Source organism: Pseudoalteromonas sp. HM-SA03 (genome assembly GCF_002289345.1).
Lineage (GTDB): Bacteria > Pseudomonadota > Gammaproteobacteria > Enterobacterales > Alteromonadaceae > Pseudoalteromonas.
Map to the genome: position 1 here is coordinate 1 of NZ_NSDG01000116.1, position 23,262 is coordinate 23,262.

Sequence of the window (23,262 nt, forward strand, 5' to 3'; positions counted from 1 at the left end):
CCTAACTACGGATTGTGCATGATCATTTTGATCGGTCAACCGATAAACGCCTTAACTGATCAGCATTAGCCATAAAGGCTGCTTTACAATTTGGGCAGAGTGCTTAGGCAAGCACTGATTTTAAACGCGATTATCTTGCGTTAGTACTTTCAAAGATTTTGTCAGCAGAAGCTGCAACAAAACCAGTATAGATCTCGCCGTCAGGCTTGGCATAACGCAGAGCAAACTCATAGAAGCAGCTTGGAATGCTAAATTCACCGTCATTAAACTGTACGTTTTGGTGATCAGCAAGCGTTGAAGATTGTTCTAGTAACACTTCTGGAGAGCCTTTGATCTCGCCACCAGAGGTGTTTAGCTCAAAACCATTGTCTTTGAGTGCTTGGTTTACAGCTTCAATTGTAGTGAAGTTCTTCAGGTAATTGATGCTTACCGTAAAGTGGTTAGCGCGGTAACCCCATGCAGACATCCATGCGGCATACTCGCTCTCAGCCAGTAGTTTTTTGTATGTCTCGTGAGAAACGCGCCAGTGGGTGCCAGAATACAGGAAGTTTTCAGCTGTTACTGCAGACTCGTCGATTTGCTCAACCATGTCTTTAACGATAGCTTGTAGTTCTTCTGAACATTTTTCAACGAGCAGCTCAGAGATAAACACCTTTGGTTTAGTTGGATCTTGGTGTTCATAGTGCTTGGCATATAGCTTTTTCGCTTCAAAGTGGTATTCGCCACACTCTGTGTAACCTACTGCTTTAAAATGTGCAGCAAGCTTTTCTAGACCTACTTTTTCAATATTAAAGGTACGCAATGCGATGTGGTCATTGATCACGTCGTCTTTTTGCGTCGAGCCGAGTAGTTCATGAACTTTAACTGCAGAAGGTGTTACTTCTAGGTAGTTGTCCCACAGGTGTTCAAATAGTGTATCTACGTTGTTGTGCATAATGGTTTCCTAATTTTTTGTCTTGGTGACAGCTTGTTAAACTTTATACCAATTGGTATCAGCACGACATTGAAATCTATAGTTTAAATGCGTTTATCAGTTCACCTTGAGTGACATCAAGCGCATTGGCTACCTCTGCGGTCAGCTGAATTTTTTCTTCTGCTTCGCACAGATAAGCCTGATCGGTAAACGTGGCTTTAAACGCGTCTAATCGACCATTTGAAATAGCAAGACTAGGGAGCTTGTCAGGTAGTGAAGCGACTATTTCAACTTCGCCTTTAAACGACTCTCTAACCGTTCTAATGTTGTCTAGTCTGGCTTCCACCGTTGGACCTGCGTCGAACAAGTCAACATAGCCACGGTGTTCAAACCCCTCTTTTTGTAACAAACGCAAAGCAGGCTTGGTCTTCTCATGCACTTTACCTATCACGGCTTGTGCTTCTGGACTTAGTAAGTTTGCATAGATGGGATACTTGGGCATAAGTTCACAAATAAACACTTTGTCCCCGAGACCGACCAAGTGATCTGCTTGCGGAAATTCGATGCTAAAAAAGTGCTCTTGTAACCACTGCCAAAATGGTGAGTGACCATGTTCGTCACTTACACCACGCATTTCTGCAATAACGGTATCGCTAAAGCGTTCTGCATGTTCTGCCATAAATAAGAAGCGACTTCTCGAAAGAAAGCGACCAGCTAACCCTTGGCGATGACCTTCACGTAAAAATAGCGTGCAGATCTCAGAGCTTCCAGTGTAGTCGTTACACATCGACAGAATATCAACGGTATTATAGACACCCAAAGTTCTTGAGTGATGTACTGTTTTACCAAGATGATAGTGATATAAAGGCACTGACATACCGACCGCGGCTTCAATCGCAGTGGTACCTATAATTTCGCCCGTTTGTGTGTCTTCAAGAACGAATAAATAGCCTTCGTCGTATGGTTTTGATACTGACTTTGCAAAGCTTTCAACCGAGCGGTTAATTTTATTAGACAACAATTCGTCATCTACTGGCAGTGAGGTAAACCCATGGCCAGATTCAACCGCAATGGTTTTTAGCGCGTCGAAGTCAGTTTTTTGTATTGGTCTTAATACTAACATGAGAAAGAGGAGACCGAGGTCCCCAGCTCCTTAGCCGTTTACTACTGCAGCAACCGCTTGTTCAAAGCGTGCTAGACCTTCTTGGATCTCTTCATCAGTGATCACAAGGGAAGGCGTAAAACGAACTACGTTAGTACCAGCAACTAATGACATTAAACCGTGCTCTGCACTTGCTACAAGAAAATCGCGTGCACGGCCTTCAAACTTGTCATTGAGCACTGCACCTAGAAGAAGACCTTTACCACGCACTTCAGAAAATACATTGTATTTGTCGTTAATAGCATTTAGACCATCTCTGAATACTTGCTCTTTGGCTTTTACGCCAGCTAATACTGATTCTGTATTTACAGTGTCAAATGCAGCTTCTGCTACCGCGCAGGCTAGTGGATTACCGCCATAAGTTGNTGCCGACTTTAAGGTGAGCTGCAATTTCAGTGGTGGTAAGCATAGCGCCAATCGGGAAGCCGCCGCCTAGTGCTTTTGCGCTAGTTAGGATATCAGGTGTTACACCTAGTCCTTGATAAGCATATAGATCACCAGTTCGGCCAACACCCGTTTGTACTTCATCAAAAATAAGTAGCGCGTTGTGCTTATCACATAGTTCGCGCACAGCTTGCACAAATTCAGCATTTGGAGAAATGATCCCGCCTTCACCTTGAAGCGGTTCCATCATGACTGCGCAAGTGTTGTCTGAGATTGTTTTTTCAAATGCAGCTAAATCGTTATAGTCGATATGAGTGATATCAGCAGGTTTTGGACCAAAACCATCAGAATAGGCTGCTTGACCACCAACCGTTACCGTGAAGAAAGTACGACCATGGAAGCCTTTGTTGAATGCGATAATTTGCGTTTTTTCTGCACCAAATTTATCCAGTGCCCAACGACGCGCAAGTTTAAGTGCCGCCTCGTTTGCTTCGGCGCCTGAGTTTGCGAAATAGACTTTTTCTGCGAATGTTGCATCGGTTAACTTTTTGGCAAGGCGAAGCGCCGGCTCGTTGGTCATCACATTTGATAAGTGCCAAATCTTTTCGCCTTGCTCTTTAAGTGCTGAGACTAGTGCTGGATGACAATGGCCTAGACAGTTTACGGCGATACCGCCTGCAAAATCGATGAACTCTTTACCTGTCTGATCCCATACGCGAGAGCCTTGGCCTTTAACTGGAATAACGGCTGACGGGTTGTAGTTTGGAACCATGACTTCATCGAATAATTCGCGATTTGCTTGCATGACGCTTTCTCCTAAATTGTTATCATTGTGCGGTATTACTGTCGAGCAGAAGCTGATTACTTGTTGTTCTGCTCACAGCCAACTTGCTATTTCTTCATTATTACGCGCTTTTGTAATAATTTGCAGTGCAATAATTCACATATTTGCTATCATTTATGTCAAATTAACATGATTAAATTGCAAAATGATTAGTTCACAAGACGAAAAGCTCATTGCACTGTTGCGTAATAACGCACGAGAGAGCATCTCTGAGTTGGCACGTAAGTTAGACCTTTCCAGAACCACAGTACAAAATCGTATCGCAAAATTAGAGCAAAATGGCGTAATTAAAGGCTATCGCGTAGAGTTCGCGGAGCAGTATATGGACGATTTAGTATCTGCACACGTTTCTATTAAGGTAAAACAAAAACTCACTACAAAGGCGAATTTAGCATTGCAGCAGTTGCCAAATGTTTCTGCGCTTTATGCCATTAGTGGGGAATATGACTTGATTGCCATTGTTGAAGCACAGAGTTTGGAGCAGTTGAGTCATCTGCTAGATGAAATTGGTAATTTAGAGGGGATTGAGCGTACCAATTCGTCGGTTATCCTAGAAACCAAATTTAAGCGATAAATAACCCTACCTTGGTTCAGATCAAATTCTGTGGGGGTTCATCACGATTTGCCAAGTATTCCGCTGTTAGCATAATAGGTTGCCTAGCGGGAAAGGTGCAGCATATAGCTAACTTTTTTCTCTTAACTATTAACCGCAGCTACCCAACTTGCTCCGGTAACCAAATGCTAGTGCCGGTGGCTGCGATATGATTCACATTGCCATTTAACACTTTGCTACCCACATTATTTGAGCTTTCAGGCCGGCTAACTAAATACCCCTGTACACAGCTAATTCCTAAGTTTTTAACTAGCTCAAATTGTTCGGTTTGTTCAACGCCCTCGGCAACAATCTTTAATTCTAACTGCTGTCCAAGTTCGCTGATGGAATTGAGGATCTTACGGTACTTAGGGTTGCTATTGGCCTGAGTGATAAACAGTTTATCGATTTTTATCACATCTATAGGTAAATCGGCGAGGGTGCTTAGTGAGCTAAAACCTGTGCCAAAGTCGTCAATCGCGACACTTATTCCTGCATCTCGGCATTGTTGCAATTGTGAAATAGTTTCATTGCTGGCCTTGATAAGAGTGGACTCCGTGATCTCCAACATCAAAGCGGTGGCTGGTAAGCCGGTTTTTTCTAGGGCAGCATTTACCCATTCAAAGACCTTTCTGTGTTTTAGTTGTATTCCAGAAACATTAACCGAGATTTTTACCTTTTTCATCCCTGCATTATGCCATGCACACATTTGCCTACACGATTCAAGTAAGATCCAATCACCAAGCTCTAGAATCAAATTCGACTCCTCTGCAATTGGAATAAATTCAGCCGGTGGAATTTGCCCTTCTATTGGGTGGTTCCAACGAATAAGCGCCTCAAAATAGTCGATAGCACAATCTTCTACATGCACTATCGGTTGGAATGAGAGATAAAAGCTTTGCGCAGAGATAGCGAGTCGTAACTCTTCTAAAAGGTAATGATAACGTCGCATTTTCGACCCCATTTCGGGGGAGTAAACTTTAAAAATTCCACGGCCATCCGTTTTTGCTCTGTACATGGCAACATCAGCCATCTGTAATAACGAGTTTGGCGTTGCTGCACTATCTGGGTATACTGCGATGCCGATACTTGCCCCAATTTTGACAAGCTTATTGCCAAGCAAGAAATCACGCTCTATATCACTAAGAATGGACTGGGCGATTTCTGTGCACAAACTTGGATTGTTTAATTTGGGAATAAATAGCGAAAATTCATCGCCGCCGAGTCTTGAAAGGTTTTGTTCAAGGCCATGAATAGGGTGGCAATCTTCTAAACCATATTGGCGAACCACTTTTGAGAGCCGAGCGGCAACTTGGATCAGAGTTTCGTCGCCAAAACTGTGGCCAAATGAATCGTTGACCTGCTTAAAGCCGTCCAAATCAATAAATAGCAGGCCACATTTTTGTTGCGCCAACTCAGCTTGCTTTAACTTTGCCTCAATATGGTCAATATAGGCATGTCTATCTATAAGCTTTGTGAGCTTGTCTTGAAAAATTTGTGATTCTGAATGACGTTTTACCCGTGCAAGATGACTAGATAAATCATGGATCGCATGGCTGAGTTTGGCAAGAGAGGACTTATGATGTAGTGGTGCACTGTCTACCTCTAAACGTGTCAATATTCCTCCAACGTCCTTATTCACCTCGCTAATATCTTCATCTTGGTTACGATAGCGGCGCTCTGATTTAAAAAGGTACGCAACAATAGCGAGTAGAGTCGCAATTGAAATGAGAGTGATGGGTGAAGTAAATACGGCATACCAAACTGTACTTACATCCAGATATTTGGGTATTCCGAGTGTTGACTCTACCGCAACATAAGTGTGGTTTCCGCTTGTTGCAAAGTTCAAACCGTGCAGTAGTGGGGAATACCAAGGTGATATCATTGATACTGATAGGTGTTCATTTGCTGGGGTTGTAGCGATCAGCTCAAGCACGTGGGCCTTAAAAGACAGATGCAGCAATATGACAACAAAGAATGTGCCCAGAAGTAGGGTACTTGTTAGTCTTATCGCGTTTGGCATGAATAGGCTTTCCTTGGTAATTCAGACTCTTGCATATTACGGAGTAATCGTATGTAGATAACACCTTCATCGCAAAAAATGTAATCTGAAATTATAGTTGCTAACCTAGTTTTTTACACACTTTAGCATGCAGTTGCAAACCTCATCGTGCAAAAGTACCAAAAATTTCACTTTGCAGACTGCTTTATATGAGCGGGATCAATTATTAGTTAAATTCACTTTACATGATAACTATTCTTAACTAGCTTTCTTGTTGACTCTTAATGTGATTGGCTCAGTGATTGCAAGGAACTCATAGCAAACTGAAATCACTGCTTATCTGATCTAGATTGCGCCAAAGCGGTGCAAAATTGCACCAAATTTGTACTGTCATACAAATTCAATATTTGTTTGCTGTACTTAGGGCTGTTGATTTTTAAAGCGAACGGTGAGTTGCCATCTAATTAAAATTTAATTTTGCAATTTAATTTCACTTAAATCTCAATATGCTCGACATAAATCGTACACAGTTACCGGTCGTTTGCAGTATTAGCGTACGTCACTGTGAAATAAGGACTCACAAAAGGTAAACGGGGGTTATATGCTCACTAAACGGTTTTTCAAAACAAAAGACGAAGCAGAAATTACATTTTCATTTTCACACCCAGAAGCGAAAACGGTGGAACTTGCTGGTGATTTTAATGATTGGCAACCTGAGCCGATGAAATTCATCAAAAAAGACAGTACGTTTAAGCTAAAACACCGTTTACCAACCGATAAAGCCTACCACTTTAGATATTTGATTGATGGTGAAGTCTGGGACAATGATCATCAAGCAGATGATTATGTGCCCAACGGCTTTGGAGAAGACAACAGTGTTGTGTCCACAGCGAGAGCGTAACATTATAAATGGACAACATTGCTCAGCTTCTTTATCTCTATGGTATTGGTTATGAATACCATAAATACACCGGTGATCATGTGGTATTTGATCACCAAACTCGCCTACAGGCATTGCAGGAGTGCGGTGTTGATGTCAGCAATCTAGATGAAATAAATACACTCAATTTTGAGCTGGATATTGCTAAGTGGTTGACGCCAGTTGAAGCCATTACTTTGGTTTGCAAAGAAACGCCAACTATTACGATAAGAGTGGATGCCGGCCTGCAAATTAACGAATTAATTGTGTCGATCCCCGCATTGGGTTATTGCTGTGTTTGCGATCCAAACAAGCAAGTCGCGGTTGGGGATTACCGCTATCAAGATACACGTTATGTTCAACTTGAAGTGCCAATAAACGCGATTGAAGCCGGTTATCATGGCGCTGAGGTAATGTTAAATGGTGCGCGGTTTGAGACAGAGCTTTGGGTGACGCCTAGACAGTGTTATGACCCGATTGAACAACATAAAAAGCTCCTTGGATTGTCTATTCAGCTATATTCGTTAAAGCCTGCTGGCAGCAAGCTAAGTGCGGATTTTTACGAGCTAAAGCAATTAATTGAGGCTAGCGCAGCTGAAGGGATTGACTACATTTTGTTAAACCCACTGCATTTATTGTTTGTTGATGAGCCAGAAAAAGCAAGTCCGTATAGCCCAAATGACCGCCGCTTATTGCACCCTTTTTACATTTCTATCGAGCTTTTGTGTGAACAATTTGGCTTAGATGTGAGTGTGTTTACCGACTATTTAGACGGCTCTAAGGCTAACTTGAACGCGACATATCTCGATATGACTCACTGTATGGAAAGCAAACTTAACGCGTTACGTTTTGCGTGGCAGTTATTGTGCGACCAAACTGGAGCGTGGCGTGCTGACTTTGCGCGATTTTGCCAAGTTAAGCAGCAAGAGCTTAAGGCATTTGAGGACGATGACTTTGCCAAGTTTTTGCAATGGCTTGCGTTTGAGCAATTAATGCTATGCCAATCTTTGGCACTGAATGCTGGTATGGCTGTAGGTTTAATCAATGACTTAGCCGTAGGTTGTGCTGACGGCTCAAGTGAATACAACAGCAATAAAAATTTGTATGCCGACCATGCTCGTGTGGGTGCACCTCCGGACCCTTGGGCTGAGCTCGGTCAAAACTGGGGGTTACCAGCGTTAAACCCCGTTAAGCTAAAAACGCAGCGCTTTGCATTTTTTAAACAATTGATCCAAGCGAACATCACCGGTGTTGGGGCATTGAGAATTGACCATGTGATGGGTCTAAGAAGATTGTGGTGGTGTTTTTATCAAGATCAGCAGCAAACAGGTTGCTATGTGTATTATCCATTTGAATATCTCTTAGCGATCCTCAAAATTGAGTCTGTCAAACATCAAGTAATGATCATTGGTGAAGACTTAGGGGTTGTTCCAATCGAAATCAAAGAAGCAATGTCTGAGTCTCATATATACAGCAATATTCTTTTTTACTTCGAGAAGGATTATCACGGTCAGTTTTTAGCACCCACACATTATAAGCACAATGCGTTACTTATGGTTGCTAACCATGACGTCCCGCCATTTTTTGGTTGGTGGAGCCATGATGACCTTAGGTTGAAACGTGAATATCAATTATTGAGCGAACCCCAACTAACAAAAGCGAATGAAGAGCGAACATCCGAGCGAGAGAAGCTTTGTCATTGGCTTAGTCGCAATGGTGAGGTAAGTGTCAGCCTTGCGAGCGAAGCCCGTGATGTGTATCAGGCGCTTATCAATGTGCTCGCCAAGTCGCCGGCAAAAATGCTGACAATTCAGTTTGATGACCTCGACGAACAGAAGTTACCAGTGAATATTCCTGGTACTGATCAAGAGTACCCAAACTGGAGAAGGCGACTTAATCAGACATCAGCGGAAATTATTGCAAGTTCTCGGCCGCTGATCCGAGATGCAATAACCAGCAGGAAAGAATAGATGAATACAAGAGCAAAAATAGAAGACGCCCACGTAGATGACTACATCAGTCAATTAGCCGCTTTGGAAGCCGGTAAGTGTCGTGACCCATTTGCCTTTTTAGGGCTACACCAGCTAGATGCGAAGCGCTCAGTCGTGCGCTGTTTTATTCCAGGTGCGATAGAAGTTAAGGTGCTTACCAACAATAGCAGCTATGCGCTTGAACGGTTTCGCAAAAGTGCGCTATTCACATTAGATTTTAAAGCGGATGACATCAGCAAAGATTACCTGCTTGAAGTGCACTACCCAGAACAAACCGTCACTGGGAGGGATGTATATAGTTTTGATAGTTGCTTGGCTGATGATGCCTTGTACTTATTTAATGAAGGAACACAAGCTCAAGCTTATTTGCATTTAGGTGCACATCAAGTAGAAATAGAGGGGGTAATTGGGTTTCGATTTGGTGTTTGGGCGCCAAATGCGTTGTCTGTTTCTGTGATAGGTGAGTTTAATCATTGGCAGGCCGTGCAGCATCCAATGCGATTACATCCAGCCAGCGGTGTATGGGAGCTTTTNGGCACTGGAGGTTGACTGCTGCTATAAATTTGCAATCACCACATTTGAGGGGGAACGCATAGAAAAGGCCGACCCCTTTGCATTTAAAATGGAACAAGCACCGGGTACGGCGAGTATAACTCAGGCTCGACCTGCGGCTTTCACATTGAGCCAAGCTGATCATGATAAAAAGGCGCTGCGCAATAAAGTCAATGCACCCATTAGTATTTATGAAGTGCATTTGGGCTCTTGGAAGCGCCGAGAGAAAGATGGTAATCGCTATCTCACGTATCGGGAATTAGCGGACGACCTTATCCCCTACGTAAAGGCTCTGGGGTTCACCCATTTGCAACTGATGCCTATCAGTGAATATCCTTTTGACGGCTCGTGGGGCTACCAACCGGTGGGATTATTCTCGCCAACTAGTCGCTTTGGTGGCGTGGAGGATTTTGCTTACTTCGTTGAGTGCTGTCATCGTGAAGAGCTCGGACTACTTATCGACTGGGTACCGGGACATTTCCCATCAGATCCCCATGGTTTACATAAGTTTGATGGTACGCATCTATTTGAACATGCTGATAAGCGGCAAGGGTTTCACCCAGATTGGAACACCTATATTTTTAACTACGACCGCGCTGAAGTAAAAAGTTTTTTGCTGTCGAATGCGATGTATTGGATAAAAGAATACGCCATCGATGGCTTAAGAGTGGATGCTGTGGCATCAATGCTTTACTTGGATTACAGCCGTAAACATGGGGAATGGGTGCCAAATCAATATGGCGGCCGTGAAAACCTAGGTGCAATAGAGTGCCTCAAATCAGTCAATACCAAATGTTATGGCGTTGACGAAGGTATAATGATGGTCGCTGAAGAGTCCACTGCTTGGCCCGGTGTAACCCGCAGTGTTGAACACGATGGTTTAGGCTTTGGTTATAAGTGGAATATGGGGTGGATGAATGACACGCTAAATTATATGTCCAAAGATCCAATTCATCGCAAGTACCATCACCATGAAATGACCTTTTCGATGGTGTATGCCTATTCTGAAAATTACATCTTGCCATTAAGTCACGATGAAGTGGTACATGGCAAAGGTGCGCTACTGAGCAAAATGCCAGGAGACGATTGGCAGCAATTCGCTAATTTACGTGCCTACTATGGCTTTATGTTTGCCCACCCAGGTAAAAAGTTGCTGTTCATGGGCGCTGAACTTGCCCCCCGAGAGGAGTGGGATCATAACCAACAACTCAACTGGAAGTTGCTTGAAAGTGAAGCGCATCAAGGCGTGTATAAGTGTGTCAAAGCACTCAATACGACCTATAAATCAACGCCGCAGTTATTCGAGTGCGATAACAAATCAACAGGATTTAACTGGATAGATGGAGGGAATGCAGAGCAAAGCATATTTAGCTTTGTACGCTATGGACGGGATGGTGTCACACCGTTGGTGGTGATTGCAAATTTTACGCCACAAACTCATTTTCAATTCCGCTTAGGCGTGCCGTCAGCGGGTGTGTATCAAGTTATCTTAAACACGGATGACAAAACGTTTTGGGGAAGCGGCGTTGGAGTCGTTGCACATAAACAACAACTCATTGAATCGAAAAACATAGCAAGCCATGGCCTTGAGCAAAGTATCGATATAACCGTTCCGCCTTTGGCAACCGTGTATTTGCAGCTGATCTCTGGTGGCACATGCTAACCAGTTATCGCGGCGATCATCAATTATTGGGGACAACGGCCAGTGATAAAGGTGTTAACTTCTGTGTTTATGCACCGAAAGCGAAACGTGTAACTCTGTGTCTGTTCGACAAAAGCGGCCATAGCGAAGTGAATCGGATAGGGATGTTTCGGCATGAGGGCGGAAATTGGTCACTGTTTATTGAGGGAGCACAAGTCGGAGACTTATATGGCTATCGGGTAGACGGAGAGTATAGCGCGGAAAAAGGGCTGCTTTTCAATGCCAATAAGTTACTCTTAGACCCATATTGCCGCGACTTTTTCGGTGAGTTTACTTGGAGTGAACGGCATTTTTGCCATTTGCCAGTAGGTCATTTAAACCCTTCTGATAACGCCTGTGATATGCCAAAGAGCAAAGTGACGGCGATTGAAAAGTATCAAGGGAAGCGACCCAAGACGCCGTGGAGTAAAACGGTTATATATGAGTGTCATGTTAAAGGAGCAACTGTTCGACACCCTGATATTCCAAGTAAACACCAAGGAAAATATTTAGGGATTGCTGAGCAAACCTTTATCGATCATCTAAAGCATATTGGTGTTACTGCAATTGAGTTGCTACCTGTTCATGCGTTTATCAATGAGCAATTTCTTACGACTAAAGGGCTAAAAAATTATTGGGGGTATAACAGCCTCAACTTCTTTACGCCACACAAAAGTTATCTTGTTAACGACGACATCAACGAATTTAAGGTAATGGTAGAGCGGCTCCACCAAGCCGGTATAGAGGTTATTTTGGATGTGGTGTTTAATCATACTGCGGAAGGTGGTTTGGATGGCCCGACAATAAGCTTTAAAGGGTTTGATAACCTGACTTATTACAGCACCTTGCCGAGTAAACCCAATGTCTACATTAATGATACGGGTTGTGGAAACACAATGAATATCTCGAATCCAGTAGTATTAAGGCTTGTTTTGGACAGCTTACGCTATTGGGTAGAATATATGGGAGTTGACGGTTTTCGTTTTGATTTGGCGACGATCCTTGCTCGTCAAGCTTCGGGATTTTCGAATCAACATGCATTTTTGCAAGCGATCCATCAAGACCCAGTGCTTAGCAAAGTAAAACTGATTGCTGAGCCTTGGGATATTGGTCCTGGTGGGTATCAACTTGGGCAATTTCCTTCTCCGTGGCGTGAGTGGAATGATAAATATCGAGATACCGTTAGGCGCTTCTGGCGTGGTGATGAGGGAGTATTACCAGAGCTTGCGATGCGTATTCATGGCTCCAGTGACCTGTTTGAACATAACTTACGGGGTCCTTTGAACTCCATAAATTTTCTTACCAGTCATGACGGCTTCTCATTGTTTGATTGGACGGCTTACGAACATAAACACAATGAAGCAAACGGTGAGGCAAATAGAGACGGCCACAGTGAAAACTTTTCATTTAATTGTGGGGTAGAAGGGTTCAGTGCAGACCCTCAAATCAATGAATTGCGTCTCAGTATGCAGAAAAATGCATTACTCACTTTGTTTTTATCCAAAGGGATCCCGATGATTTGTGCGGGTACTGAAATGGCACATACGCAAAATGGCAACAATAATGCCTACTGCCAAGACAACTGCACTAGCTGGCTGGCATGGAAAAACCATCAGCAACACCACATGTTAACTTTTTTTATCCAAGATTTACTCGCGCTCCGTAAACAATTTGCCGCGTTTTCTCACTCATTTTATGTCCATGACAGTGACAGTCGTTTTGCAGTTAATTGGTTTAATGAACAAGCAAAGCCGTTATCGCCCGAACAATGGCGAGAGCCAAGCCGTAAATGGTTGAGTTACACCATCACCGATCAGCAGTTAGGGCAAAGCTTATTGATAATACTGAACGCCAGTGAGAATGCGCTGCAAATAAAGCTGCCACTTAGTGCATTTTCATCTCATTGGCAGCAAGCAATTACCACCGCGGTTGAGCCGCAAAGACCAGAGTTAGATTCTTATTTACAGGTTCCAGCTAAGTCAGCATGGATATTTACATCAATCAAAGGGGACGAAAAGCATGGCTAATAAAAGTGCGCCAGTATGTGTCGTGAAACATTGGCAAGATGCACCAAAGATAGATGAAAACACCTTGAGTGATGATTTAACTCGTCACTTTTACTACACCTTAGGTCGAGACAAAGTAGGAGAGTCGCGACTTTATTTGTACCATGCATTAGCCTTGACCATTCGTGACCGATTAGTTGCTCGCTGCCGTGCAACGAAAGAGCACATTAAGAGTAAAAAAACGCGTAAAGCAGCTTATCTCTCGCTGGAATTTTTAATGGGTAGAGCACTGTCTAATGCGGTGTTAAATCTAGACTTAGAAGAACAAGTTCAAGCGGCATTACAAGAATACTGTACGGAGCTTGAAGAGGTCGCGCAGGCTGAACATGATGCAGGTCTTGGTAATGGTGGTTTAGGCCGTCTTGCAGCTTGTTTTTTGGATAGCTGTGCTTCATTAGCCCTTCCTGTTGTTGGTTACGGTTTGCGTTACGAATTTGGGATGTTTAACCAAACCTGTGAACAGGGTCACCAAGTGGAGCAGCCTGATAACTGGCTCCGTGAAGGCCATCCATGGGAGCTTGCCGCACCAGAACAAGCCCGCAGAGTTAAGTTTTTTGGTCATGTTGAAGTACATACAGACAAAAATGGTAGACAGCATCGTGAGTGGCTTGATACGCAAGATATACTCGCCGTGCCTTACGACGTCCCAGTCCCTGGATATCGTAATGAGGTGGTAAACACATTAAGGCTATGGAAATCAGAGGCAACCGATGAGTTTGACCTCAGCGAATTTAACGCCGGTAGTTATTCAGAAGCGGTGGCGAAAAAGAATCTCGCTGAGCAGATAACGATGGTGCTGTATCCCAATGATGCTAGTGAAAACGGTAAAGAGCTGAGATTAAGGCAGCAGTACTTTTTATCCAGCGCGAGTCTACAAGACGTGATCGCAACTTGGGTTGAGCAATATGGCGATGATTTCAGTGATTTTGCTGATTATCACGTATTCCAACTCAATGATACTCATCCAAGTATCGCCGTAGCTGAGCTAATGCGCATTTTATTAGACGATTACGAGCTGGAGTGGGATGCCGCATGGAAGATAACGACATCAACCATGGCATATACTAATCATACTTTATTGCCCGAAGCATTAGAGCGCTGGTCTGTGAGTCTATTTGAGCGCTTGTTACCTAGATTGCTAGAAATTATCTATGAGATCAATGCCCGCTTTTTGTCGGAAGTAGCATTAAAATGGCCGGGTGATATCGAAAAGCAGCGTGCGCTGTCACTCATAGAGGAGTCCAGTCATCCTCAAATTCGCATGGCGTACCTTGCGATTGTTGGTAGTTATTCTGTCAATGGCGTTGCGGCTTTACATACCGAGTTATTAAAAGCTGGGTTGTTTAACGATTTCTATCAACTTTGCCCTGAGAAGTTTAATAATAAAACGAATGGGGTGACGCCAAGACGCTGGTTATCGCATTGTAATCCAGAACTGGCACAATTGATTAGTGATAAAATTGGCGATGGATGGCAAGCTGATTTTTCTAAAATTAGTGAACTACGTCGTTTTTACGATAATCACGCCTTCCAAAAGCAGTGGTTAACAGTCAAACAAAACAACAAGCAGCGTCTTGCAGATCTAATTGCTCATGAGTGTCAGGTAGAGTTTGACCCAACTATGATGTTTGATGTTCAAGTGAAACGTATTCATGAATACAAGCGTCAACTACTTAATGTATTGCATGTTATCCATCTTTACGACCGGATCTGTCGTGGTGATGTGGCAGAGCTTGTTCCTCGTTGCGTACTGTTTGGAGGTAAGGCTGCACCCGGTTATTACATGGCGAAGAAGATAATTAAATTAATCAATAATGTTGCCAATGTTATCAACAATGACCCCGCGGCGAAGCCCTATCTTCGAGTGGCTTTCATGCCCAATTACAATGTCTCAAAAATGGAAGTGATTTGCCCTGCAACAGACTTATCAGAGCAAATTTCAACCGCTGGAAAAGAAGCGTCTGGCACAGGCAACATGAAGTTTATGATGAATGGCGCGATCACCATAGGCACCTTAGATGGTGCAAATATTGAAATACGAGAATGCGTTGGTGCAGACAACTTTTACTTATTTGGTGTAACTGCTGAACAAGCACAGCAAGTGCGCCAAAATTATCAGCCCCTTAAGATAATAGAAAGCAACGATGACCTTAAACGTGTTATGGCTTTGCTCGAAAGTGGGCACTTTAACCTATTTGAGCCTAATATCTTTGATGACGTAATTAACTCAATTAAGAGTAGTACCGATCCTTGGTTAGTGGCACAAGATTTTCCTTCCTATGTTGAGAGCCAGGAGCATGCGGCTCAAGCATACAAAGACAAGGAACATTGGCTGCGCATGAGTATCCTCAATACCGCAGCAAGTGGAAAATTTTCTAGCGATAGAACAATTCAAGATTACAGCGATGATATTTGGCGCTTGAGCCCAATGCAGTAGTCACCGCAAAAAAGTTATGGAGAGAAGAAATAATGCCTAATTATGCGAATCGTTATATTAGTACCCTCACTCGAGAAACATATGCTTTAATACTTGCGGGTGGAAGAGGTTCGCGCCTTCACGAGCTCACCAATTGGCGAGCGAAACCCGCTGTTTATTTTGGCGGCAAACATCGAATTATCGATTTTCCACTGTCTAATTGCATTAACTCAGGGATCCGCCGAGTTGGCATTGCCACGCAGTATAAGTCGCACTCGCTTATTCGCCATGTTAATCGCGCATGGGGACACTTTAAAAAGGAGCTGGGAGAATCTGTAGAGATATTGCCAGCATCACAGCGATATGGTGATGAGTGGTACTGCGGCACAGCAGATGCCGTTTTCCAGAATATGGATATTATTCGTCATGAGCTTCCCAAATACGTTATGATCTTATCGGGTGATCATGTCTACAGAATGGATTATGGTGGCTTGCTTGCAAAGCACGTTGAGACAGGTGCAGATATGACCGTATGTTGTATTGAAGTGCCCTGTGAAGAGGCTGCAAAAACGTTTGGTGTCATGACTGTAGATGAAAGCAACCGGGTGCGTCGCTTTGATGAAAAACCGGTAGATCCGACGTCAATTCCTGGAAAGCCAGGTGTATGTTTGGCATCTATGGGGAACTATGTGTTTAACACTGAGTTTCTATTCGAGCAGTTGAAAAAGGATGCAGAACGAGAAGGGTCTGGTCGTGACTTTGGTCATGATATTATCCCATCTATCATAGAAGAGCATAATGTGTATGCGTATCCATTTTGCGACCCATCACACGAAGGGCAGCCATATTGGCGAGATGTAGGGACGCTAGATTCATTCTGGGATGCAAATATGGAGTTGGTTTCCCCTGAACCACAACTTGATCTCTATGATCCTCATTGGCCAATTTGGACTTATCAGGAACAGTTACCACCAGCTAAATTTATATTTGATGATGAAGATAGGCGCGGGATGGCTGTAGACTCGACGGTTTCTGGGGGCTGTATTATTTCTGGTTCTAAGGTTAAGCGTTCATTGCTGTTTTCCAATGTGCATGTTCACTCGTATTGTGAAATTGAAGGAGCCGTTGTATTGCCTGGTGCCAAAATCGGGCGCAACTGCAAAATCAAAAACGCAATCATTGACCGCAGTTGTCAAATACCAGAAGGGATGACAATTGGTTACGATACTGACGTAGACAAAGAGAATGGCTTTAGAGTGTCGAATAAAGGGATCGTATTGGTGACCCGAGATATGCTCACAGAGCTTGCGGAAAAAAATAATAAAGGATCCATGTAGAGGTACTATGCATGTAATTTTAGTGGCAGCCGAAAATGATCGGTTGCCAAATTGTAAGGTAGGGGGCGTCGCAGATGTAATACGCGACGTGCCTTACGCATTGGCGCAGCTTGGCATTAAAGTATCGGTGGTCACACCTGATTATGGCCAAGCTGCTTTAAATCGAAATTTAGTTGCTGATATTGCCGTCCCTTTTCGTCAACACCTAGAAACAGCGACTCTTTGGTCTGTTGAAGAAAGTGACAATGTCACTCAGTATGTCATTTCACACTCATTGTTTAGTGAGCACCACGGCGCTGTTTATTGTAATGATCCTCACCAGCCCTTTGCCACGGATGCAAATCGATTTGCGTTTTTTAGTGCGGCAGTTGCTGAACTTATTGAACATGAGTTGATAGCAGACATAGACGTTGTGCACCTACACGACTGGCATGCGGCTGTCGTTGCTGTATTACGCCAGTTTAGTCCAAGGTTTAAACGATTAAAGGCGCTAAAGACAGTTTATACAGTGCATAACCTCGCACTTCAGGGGATCCGGCCTTTTAACCATGATTTTTCTAGTCTTGAGTCTTGGTTTCCGACACTCACCTATGATGGGCTCAGTATTTGCGATCCTAAATACCCTCACTGCTTTAATCCGATGCGAGCTGCCATTAATCTTTCAGACAAAGTGCATGTCGTTTCTCCTAATTATGCCAAAGAGGTGATGATCCCAAGTCATCCTGAGCTTGGCTTTTTTGGTGGTGAAGGGTTAGAAAGCGACATGCAGCATGCTTCTTATGAAGGACGGTTAGCAGGTATTTTAAACGGTTGTGTGTATGATGAGTCAGCTGACGAAGAGAATCTAACTTTTGCTGACTATTTGGTGCTTGCTGAGCAGCATGTGTTTCAATGGATGGCGAAATCAAGCCAAGTATTATCTCGGTTTTACATTGCCCACCAACGCATACTCGCTTGGCGCGGTGAAGCCTTTAGTGGCAAGCTAATTACAAGTGTTGGTCGTCTCACCGATCAAAAAGCACTTATTTTAAGACAGCCTACCCAATCAGGCATTGTGCTCGATAACATCGCAAAAATAGCCAAGCACCAAGGAGCACGTATTGTGATTGTCGGCTCTGGTGACCCAAGTCTTGAGCAGCTATTTACCGAAGTAATGGCACGCCACAGCAATATCTTGTTTTTAAATGGTTATGGTAAAGCACTCGGTGAGCAATTATACCCGTTAGGTGATTTATTTTTAATGCCAAGCTCCTTTGAACCTTGCGGTATCAGCCAAATGCTTGCGATGCGTGCAGGACAACCTTGTATCGTCCATAAAGTGGGTGGACTATCTGATACGGTAAAACACAATGAAACTGGCTATTGCTTTGAAGGAGAAACACTCGCTGAGCAAGGTAGTCAGTTTATTGCGATTTTTGAATTAGCACTTGCTGATCTGATAGGAGATTGCGAAAAATATCAACAACTCAGGCTGCAAGCTCGTATGCAGCGCTTCGACTGGTCTGGTGTTGCACAAAAGTACTGCGAACAATTATATAGATAGTGAAAATGTAGATAAAAAAATTTTCACATCTGTGTTAAGTATTTATCAACTGGACCAGTTGCTAAACAAAAAACTAGGTCAAAGGTATCAAAAGATAGCTTTGGCCTTTCTTTTTTATCATTTTGCATTATCTTTTAAGCTATTATTTTGATTCTTAATAGCTTAGGTTGATTTTCTTTATCATTATAAAGGGTTAAAATCTAAAAATTGCTAAACCAAAAGTGTGATTGTTCGCTTTAGGTACGAAGGAGTTTTTGTTTGAAGGTTTTTGTGGCTCACCAAGCCATATTTAATCGTAAAAAACAAGTTGTTGCATACGAATTGTTGTTTCGCGATGGTGTAAAAAATAGCTTTCCAAATATTGCAGATGATGCAGCGACAGCCAAGCTGATAATGAATAATCAACTTAATCTCGGCATGCGATATCTCACTTCGGGAAAGAAAGCGCTAATTAATATTGGTCCAGACTCGTTACGTCAGGAGCTGTGTGAATTTCTCCCAGCAAACGATGTGATATTAGAACTATTGGAGACTATTCCGCCAACAAAACAAAATTATGAGCGGATAAGAGGTTTATTTCACAGCAATTTTAGACTTGCGTTGGACGATTTTGAGTACTCAAAAGAATGGGAACCTTTCTTAAAGCTCGTAAGGTTGATTAAGTTCGACGTCATGGAGAACCCATTGGACACCATAGTTCCAGTGATCGATATGATCAAAGCGCGAAAGAACATCAAACTACTGGCGGAAAAAGTCGAAACTGAAGAAGAGTTCGAGCAAGCTAAAAAGATGGGATTTCAATTCTTTCAAGGCTACTTCTTTGCAAAACCAAAGATGATTGAGCAAAAAGACATTACTATCAATTATGTAATTGTCATGCTCATTTATGAAGAAGCGCTCAAGCCGAATATGAGTATTACACGATTAGCCGAATTGTTTGCTCAAGACACAGCCCTTGCGTATAAGCTGCTAAGGCTAATTAATTCCGGCGTATTCCCAATCAAAAGTCGTATCGAGTCTTTAAAGCAAGCCTTGGTATATTTAGGAAACGAGCGTGTAAAAAAGTTTGTAAACTTAATTATGACTGCCCACGTAGCCGAGGGGAAACCGACAGAATTAACACGACTTTCTATCGTTCGTTCGCGATTTTGTGAGCTTATCGCACAGCAAGTTTCGCCAGGACTTGCCAACATGAGCTTTATGACTGGCTTATTTTCTCTGCTTGATGCCATTCTTGACAGGCCAATGGAGCAGGTTGTAAACAAACTCCCTTTTCCTGAGCAGCTCCATGATGCGTTGATAGGCAAACCCAACACGCTATATTATATTTTAAATATCGTTAGAGCCTATGAGTCTGGAAGCTGGTGGACACTGCAGGATGCGTGTAGTTATCTAAACTATAAAGACGAAAACCTTCCTGATTTTCATGCCGCTGCGATAAACTGGGCTGATATGTATAAAAATCGTGTATATTAATGAATAGAATTATTGCGATGGATGCGATCCGAGGGTTCGCGCTGCTTGGTTTGCTTTCCATGAATATGGTACATATGGCCAATTTTGAGTTGGGCTATGTACCAGCCCAAACAGCCCACTATCTTGATCCGTTCTTCGCAATGGTCAATAGTATCTTCTTTGATGGTCGATTCAGAACCTTATTCGCAATGTTATTTGGAGCGGCATTATGCATTCAGATAACAAAGGCGGATGATCAGAGCCTTGCTAGACATCGATTAACATGGCTAATGGTCTTTGGTGTGTTACACGGCGTGTTGGTTTGGCCTGGAGATATTTTATTTAATTATGCGTTGAGTGGATTTGTAGCGCTGCGATTTATAGATGCGAGCGACAAAAAGCTAAACCGCTATGCGATAGGATTCATTTTAGTCCCTTCTATTGCTATAAGCTTATTGCTATTAATTGATCCAGAACCACAAATAAATAGAACTTCAGAAGTCTACCTCGAGTTTTTGCAGCAAATTCCAGCAAGCTACTTAGAACTACTCACCCTTAATGGCCTGTACTTTATCATTATTAGTTTGCTTATCCCGGTTATTACTTTGTGGTATACCGCCGGGTTAATGCTACTTGGTATGCGTTTATATCGAAGTGGAATGTTTGATTTAGAGCGTACTGAACCTGTTCATAAAATTAATTTGTTTGCCGTTGTAGCCATTATTTTGTCATTTGTCGGCTTTGTGCTCGAACGTAAACTAGGCGTCGAGTTTTTTGAAGGAATAGATTGGATACTTGCGGTACCGGTTGCGTTGTTTTATGTTGTTGTAATTAAGGCTGCCATGCGAGGTGCAAAACATCAACTTTGGAGTCTCCAATGTGTTGGGCGCCTTGCGCTTTCCTTTTATCTTCTCCAGTCAATTGTGTTTGTAAGCTACTTTTACTTTATAAACCCGAACGCTATCAGTACTTGGGAACGGGTGGATTATTTCTCGGCATTTGTAATTGCGTCTATAATTCAATTAGCCCTTGCGGTGGTATATTGTAAGCTGTTTAAGCAAGGTCCATTTGAGAAGTTATTGAAAGTACTAGTGCTACGAAGAGCCCGCTATGATTAAAAAAGTACTAATTGGGTTAGTGCTATGGATGGTGTGTTTTAGTGTTGATGCTAAACAGTCTTTAAATGTCTTGTTTGTTAACCCTTCTGTGCCTGGTGAACCATTTTGGCAGCGCGTCCAAGGCATAACAGAAGCGGCAGCGGATCAATTCGATATTAGATTAGATGTGATCTATGGGGAAGGAAACCGAATTATACAGCTCGCTGAGCTTAAAAAATATTTGAGTTATCGTGCCACACCCGATTATGTCATCCTCATTAATTATCCTGGTGGTGCCGAAGAAAGCCTAAAGCTTTTAGAAAAATATGGGATCAATCATATTACTTTAGAAGAAACGATTTCTGGTCCTGAAAGGCTCGCAGTAGGTAATCCAAAAGATCACTATAGGTATTGGCTTGGGGAAGTGCATCATGATAATGACCAAGCTGGTTACGATTTGGCAAAGCAGCTATATCAACAGGCTAAAACTAACGGTCATGAGACAATTTATCCCATTGCTATCAATGGTCACTACGGTACAGAGTCAGATATTAGAAGCAACGGTGCAAAGCGTTTTTTTGATGAAGTTGGCGTGGTGGTTCAGCAAACCGTCTACGCCGGGTGGTCAAAAGAACAAGCCTTTGATAAAACTAAGAAGTTATTGGCACGCTATCCAAAAACAAACCTTATCTGGTGTGCGTCAGATTTAATGACGATGGGAGCTATCACCGCAGCTGCATCAAACACGTCAAAAATCGTATTTGGTGGATTTGATTGGTTGTCTGACACTTTTGACCTTATTGAACACAATGAGATGCAAGCATCCGTTGGTGGACACTTTATGATGGGGGCTTGGGCGTTGATTTCGGTGTACGATCATTATTATGGGCACCCCTTTTGGAAGAATAACACTGAACTTGCGTTTGATTTAACTGTGATCACCAAGGAAAATCTAGCTGACTATTACTGGATAAAGTCAGCGAAAAACTGGCAATCTATTGATTACAAGGCAATGAGTCTTAGAGGAAAGCCTAAAGAGCAGTATCATTTTTCTCCTGAGCTATTAAGAAAAAGTTTGCAAAAGTAGAAATGCAGTAGTGTAAAGTGATTGAAGCGATTACAATACGGGTTTTTACTCAAAGTGGTTGTATCGTGACAGAGCAAAAGCGCCTCAATAAATACATCAGTGAAACAGGATTCTGCAGTCGTCGAGAAGCTGATGACTTAATCGCCTCAGGCCGTGTCAAAGTAAATGGAATTCTACCAGAAATGGGCACCAAAGTGTCTGATGCTGACACTATCATCATTGATGGTAAGCCGCTGAAAGCAAAGCCAAAGGCTGTATTTATTGCTTATAATAAACCTGTTGGTGTAACTTGTACCACCGAGCGTAAAATCAGAAGCAATATTGTCAGTGCAATCAACTATCCTGAGCGTATTTTCCCTATTGGTCGCTTAGACCGTCCATCCGAAGGGTTAATTTTCTTGACCAACCAAGGTGATATGGTCAATAAAATCCTTCGCGCCGGCAATAACCATGAAAAAGAATATGAGGTTGTGGTCGATAGGCCCATTGATGAGCGCTTCGTAAAACGTATGTCCTCAGGTGTTCCAATCCTTGGCACCGTTACAAAGCCTTGTAAAGTTCGTAAAACCGGGGCTAAGTCATTTACCATTGTATTGACCCAAGGCTTAAATCGTCAAATTCGCAGAATGTGTGAATATCTAGGATTTGAAGTAACACACCTTAAACGTATTCGGATAATGAATATCGATCTAACTGGCCTTAGCTCTGGTAAGTGGCGCCACCTTAACGAAAACGAAATGCGAGCGATTAATCACGCCACAGAGTCATCGAGTAAAACGCAAGAGGCATCAGCGGGTGCTGGTGCGGGAAAACAGCATGATAAGCCTAGTAGTGAAGTTGGTCGTCCAAAGCAAGATAGGCGAGCGCATAACAGCAAGGATCGAGCAACTGAACTCGACAACCAAAATAGCGTTAAGCCTAAGCCAAAAACGCGAAATGGTGAACAAAATCACAGTCACAACAAACGTAAGTCAAGCCCAAAGCACAATACTAAGCCTGCAAAAAGGGTCAAAGGTACTTTGTCCTTAAATAAGCATAAGTGACCTGAAGTTCGGACAATTAAGCAAAGAGTAGGGCAATGTAAAGCCCCTTGACAGCTTAATTAGAATGGGCAAAACGAAATAAATAAGGGCTATAGAAATAGCCCTTACAGACTGTTGAAAAAGGGCTGGACACAGATCTAGCCCTTTGATCTAATAAGCGTAGTGAGTTTAGAGAGTT

General features: G+C 42.8%; 14 protein-coding genes and 3 pseudogenes. 12 read left to right on the forward strand and 5 right to left on the reverse strand.

Annotated features, from left to right (window positions below; all coding sequences use genetic code 11):
• Positions 1-22: 22 nt before the first annotated feature.
• The 4 genes and pseudogenes from CKO50_RS25180 to CKO50_RS22320 form a co-directional block, all read right to left on the reverse strand.
• Positions 23-97, reverse strand: a pseudogene (locus CKO50_RS25180) (MJ0042-type zinc finger domain-containing protein); the annotation flags it as partial.
• A 33-nt stretch (positions 98-130) separates the two neighbouring features.
• Positions 131-934 (reverse strand): DUF1338 domain-containing protein, encoded by an 804-nt coding sequence (locus CKO50_RS22310; protein ID WP_010373001.1) that lies wholly within the window; start codon positions 932-934, stop codon positions 131-133.
• A 76-nt stretch (positions 935-1,010) separates the two neighbouring features.
• Entirely contained in the window at positions 1,011-2,036 is a 1,026-nt protein-coding gene (gene astA / locus CKO50_RS22315) for an arginine N-succinyltransferase (protein ID WP_095729959.1), read from the reverse strand.
• A gap of 30 nt (positions 2,037-2,066) precedes the next feature.
• Positions 2,067-3,264, reverse strand: a pseudogene (locus CKO50_RS22320) (aspartate aminotransferase family protein).
• Between the two features lie 184 nt (positions 3,265-3,448).
• Here CKO50_RS22320 and CKO50_RS22325 point away from each other — a divergent pair.
• Complete coding sequence (locus CKO50_RS22325) at positions 3,449-3,877, forward strand: Lrp/AsnC family transcriptional regulator (RefSeq protein WP_010372995.1); 429 nt, start codon at positions 3,449-3,451, stop codon at positions 3,875-3,877.
• A 139-nt stretch (positions 3,878-4,016) separates the two neighbouring features.
• Here CKO50_RS22325 and CKO50_RS22330 read toward each other — a convergent pair whose 3' ends face one another.
• Complete coding sequence (locus tag CKO50_RS22330; RefSeq protein WP_095729960.1) at positions 4,017-5,918, reverse strand: bifunctional diguanylate cyclase/phosphodiesterase; 1,902 nt, start codon at positions 5,916-5,918, stop codon at positions 4,017-4,019.
• Between the two features lie 580 nt (positions 5,919-6,498).
• Between CKO50_RS22330 and CKO50_RS22335 the strand changes: the two genes are divergently transcribed.
• From CKO50_RS22335 to rluF, 11 genes and pseudogenes are all read left to right on the forward strand, one after another.
• Complete coding sequence (locus CKO50_RS22335) at positions 6,499-6,798, forward strand: isoamylase early set domain-containing protein (protein WP_095729961.1); 300 nt, start codon at positions 6,499-6,501, stop codon at positions 6,796-6,798.
• An 8-nt stretch (positions 6,799-6,806) separates the two neighbouring features.
• Positions 6,807-8,786: a 4-alpha-glucanotransferase gene (malQ, locus tag CKO50_RS22340; protein WP_095729962.1), complete on the forward strand. Its 1,980-nt coding sequence runs from the start codon at positions 6,807-6,809 to the stop codon at positions 8,784-8,786.
• A pseudogene (glgB, locus tag CKO50_RS22345) lies at positions 8,787-11,022 on the forward strand (1,4-alpha-glucan branching protein GlgB).
• Positions 11,016-13,067, forward strand: coding sequence for a glycogen debranching protein GlgX (gene glgX, locus CKO50_RS22350; protein WP_095729963.1), 2,052 nt, complete (start codon positions 11,016-11,018; stop codon positions 13,065-13,067). Before glgB ends, glgX begins: the two are co-directional and overlap by 7 nt.
• Positions 13,060-15,543 carry a glycogen/starch/alpha-glucan phosphorylase gene (locus CKO50_RS22355; protein ID WP_095729964.1) on the forward strand — a complete coding sequence of 828 codons (2,484 nt, stop codon included), beginning with the start codon at positions 13,060-13,062 and terminating at the stop codon, positions 15,541-15,543. The genes glgX and CKO50_RS22355 overlap by 8 nt, the downstream gene beginning before the upstream one ends.
• A 32-nt stretch (positions 15,544-15,575) precedes the next feature.
• Positions 15,576-16,859, forward strand: a complete 1,284-nt coding sequence (glgC, locus tag CKO50_RS22360) for a glucose-1-phosphate adenylyltransferase (RefSeq protein WP_095729965.1) — start codon at positions 15,576-15,578, stop codon at positions 16,857-16,859.
• Between the two features lie 7 nt (positions 16,860-16,866).
• Complete coding sequence (locus tag CKO50_RS22365) at positions 16,867-18,402, forward strand: glycogen synthase (RefSeq protein ID WP_095729966.1); 1,536 nt, start codon at positions 16,867-16,869, stop codon at positions 18,400-18,402.
• Between the two features lie 258 nt (positions 18,403-18,660).
• The gene (locus CKO50_RS22370; RefSeq protein ID WP_095729967.1) at positions 18,661-19,878 is read left to right on the forward strand and encodes an EAL and HDOD domain-containing protein; all 1,218 of its coding nucleotides are present in this window, start codon (positions 18,661-18,663) and stop codon (positions 19,876-19,878) included.
• On the forward strand, positions 19,878-20,975 hold the full coding sequence (locus CKO50_RS22375) for a DUF418 domain-containing protein (protein ID WP_255231129.1): 1,098 nt from the start codon (positions 19,878-19,880) through the stop codon (positions 20,973-20,975). The genes CKO50_RS22370 and CKO50_RS22375 overlap by 1 nt, the downstream gene beginning before the upstream one ends.
• Positions 20,968-22,041: an ABC transporter substrate-binding protein gene (locus CKO50_RS22380; protein ID WP_095729969.1), complete on the forward strand. Its 1,074-nt coding sequence runs from the start codon at positions 20,968-20,970 to the stop codon at positions 22,039-22,041. The genes CKO50_RS22375 and CKO50_RS22380 overlap by 8 nt, the downstream gene beginning before the upstream one ends.
• A 65-nt stretch (positions 22,042-22,106) precedes the next feature.
• Complete coding sequence (gene rluF / locus CKO50_RS22385) at positions 22,107-23,084, forward strand: 23S rRNA pseudouridine(2604) synthase RluF (RefSeq protein WP_095729970.1); 978 nt, start codon at positions 22,107-22,109, stop codon at positions 23,082-23,084.
• The last annotated feature ends 178 nt before the right edge of the window (positions 23,085-23,262 follow it).

Excerpts from the sequence above, each read along its gene's own strand:
- CKO50_RS22310 (WP_010373001.1), bottom strand. The coding sequence starts at position 934 with ATGCACAACAACGTAGATACACTATTTGAACACCTGTGGGACAACTAC.
- astA (WP_095729959.1), bottom strand. The coding sequence starts at position 2,036 with ATGTTAGTATTAAGACCAATACAAAAAACTGACTTCGACGCGCTAAAA.
- CKO50_RS22325 (WP_010372995.1), top strand. The coding sequence starts at position 3,449 with ATGATTAGTTCACAAGACGAAAAGCTCATTGCACTGTTGCGTAATAAC.
- CKO50_RS22330 (WP_095729960.1), bottom strand. The coding sequence starts at position 5,918 with ATGCCAAACGCGATAAGACTAACAAGTACCCTACTTCTGGGCACATTC.
- CKO50_RS22335 (WP_095729961.1), top strand. The coding sequence starts at position 6,499 with ATGCTCACTAAACGGTTTTTCAAAACAAAAGACGAAGCAGAAATTACA.
- malQ (WP_095729962.1), top strand. The coding sequence starts at position 6,807 with ATGGACAACATTGCTCAGCTTCTTTATCTCTATGGTATTGGTTATGAA.
- glgX (WP_095729963.1), top strand. The coding sequence starts at position 11,016 with ATGCTAACCAGTTATCGCGGCGATCATCAATTATTGGGGACAACGGCC.
- CKO50_RS22355 (WP_095729964.1), top strand. The coding sequence starts at position 13,060 with ATGGCTAATAAAAGTGCGCCAGTATGTGTCGTGAAACATTGGCAAGAT.
- glgC (WP_095729965.1), top strand. The coding sequence starts at position 15,576 with ATGCCTAATTATGCGAATCGTTATATTAGTACCCTCACTCGAGAAACA.
- CKO50_RS22365 (WP_095729966.1), top strand. The coding sequence starts at position 16,867 with ATGCATGTAATTTTAGTGGCAGCCGAAAATGATCGGTTGCCAAATTGT.
- CKO50_RS22375 (WP_255231129.1), top strand. The coding sequence starts at position 19,878 with ATGAATAGAATTATTGCGATGGATGCGATCCGAGGGTTCGCGCTGCTT.
- CKO50_RS22380 (WP_095729969.1), top strand. The coding sequence starts at position 20,968 with ATGATTAAAAAAGTACTAATTGGGTTAGTGCTATGGATGGTGTGTTTT.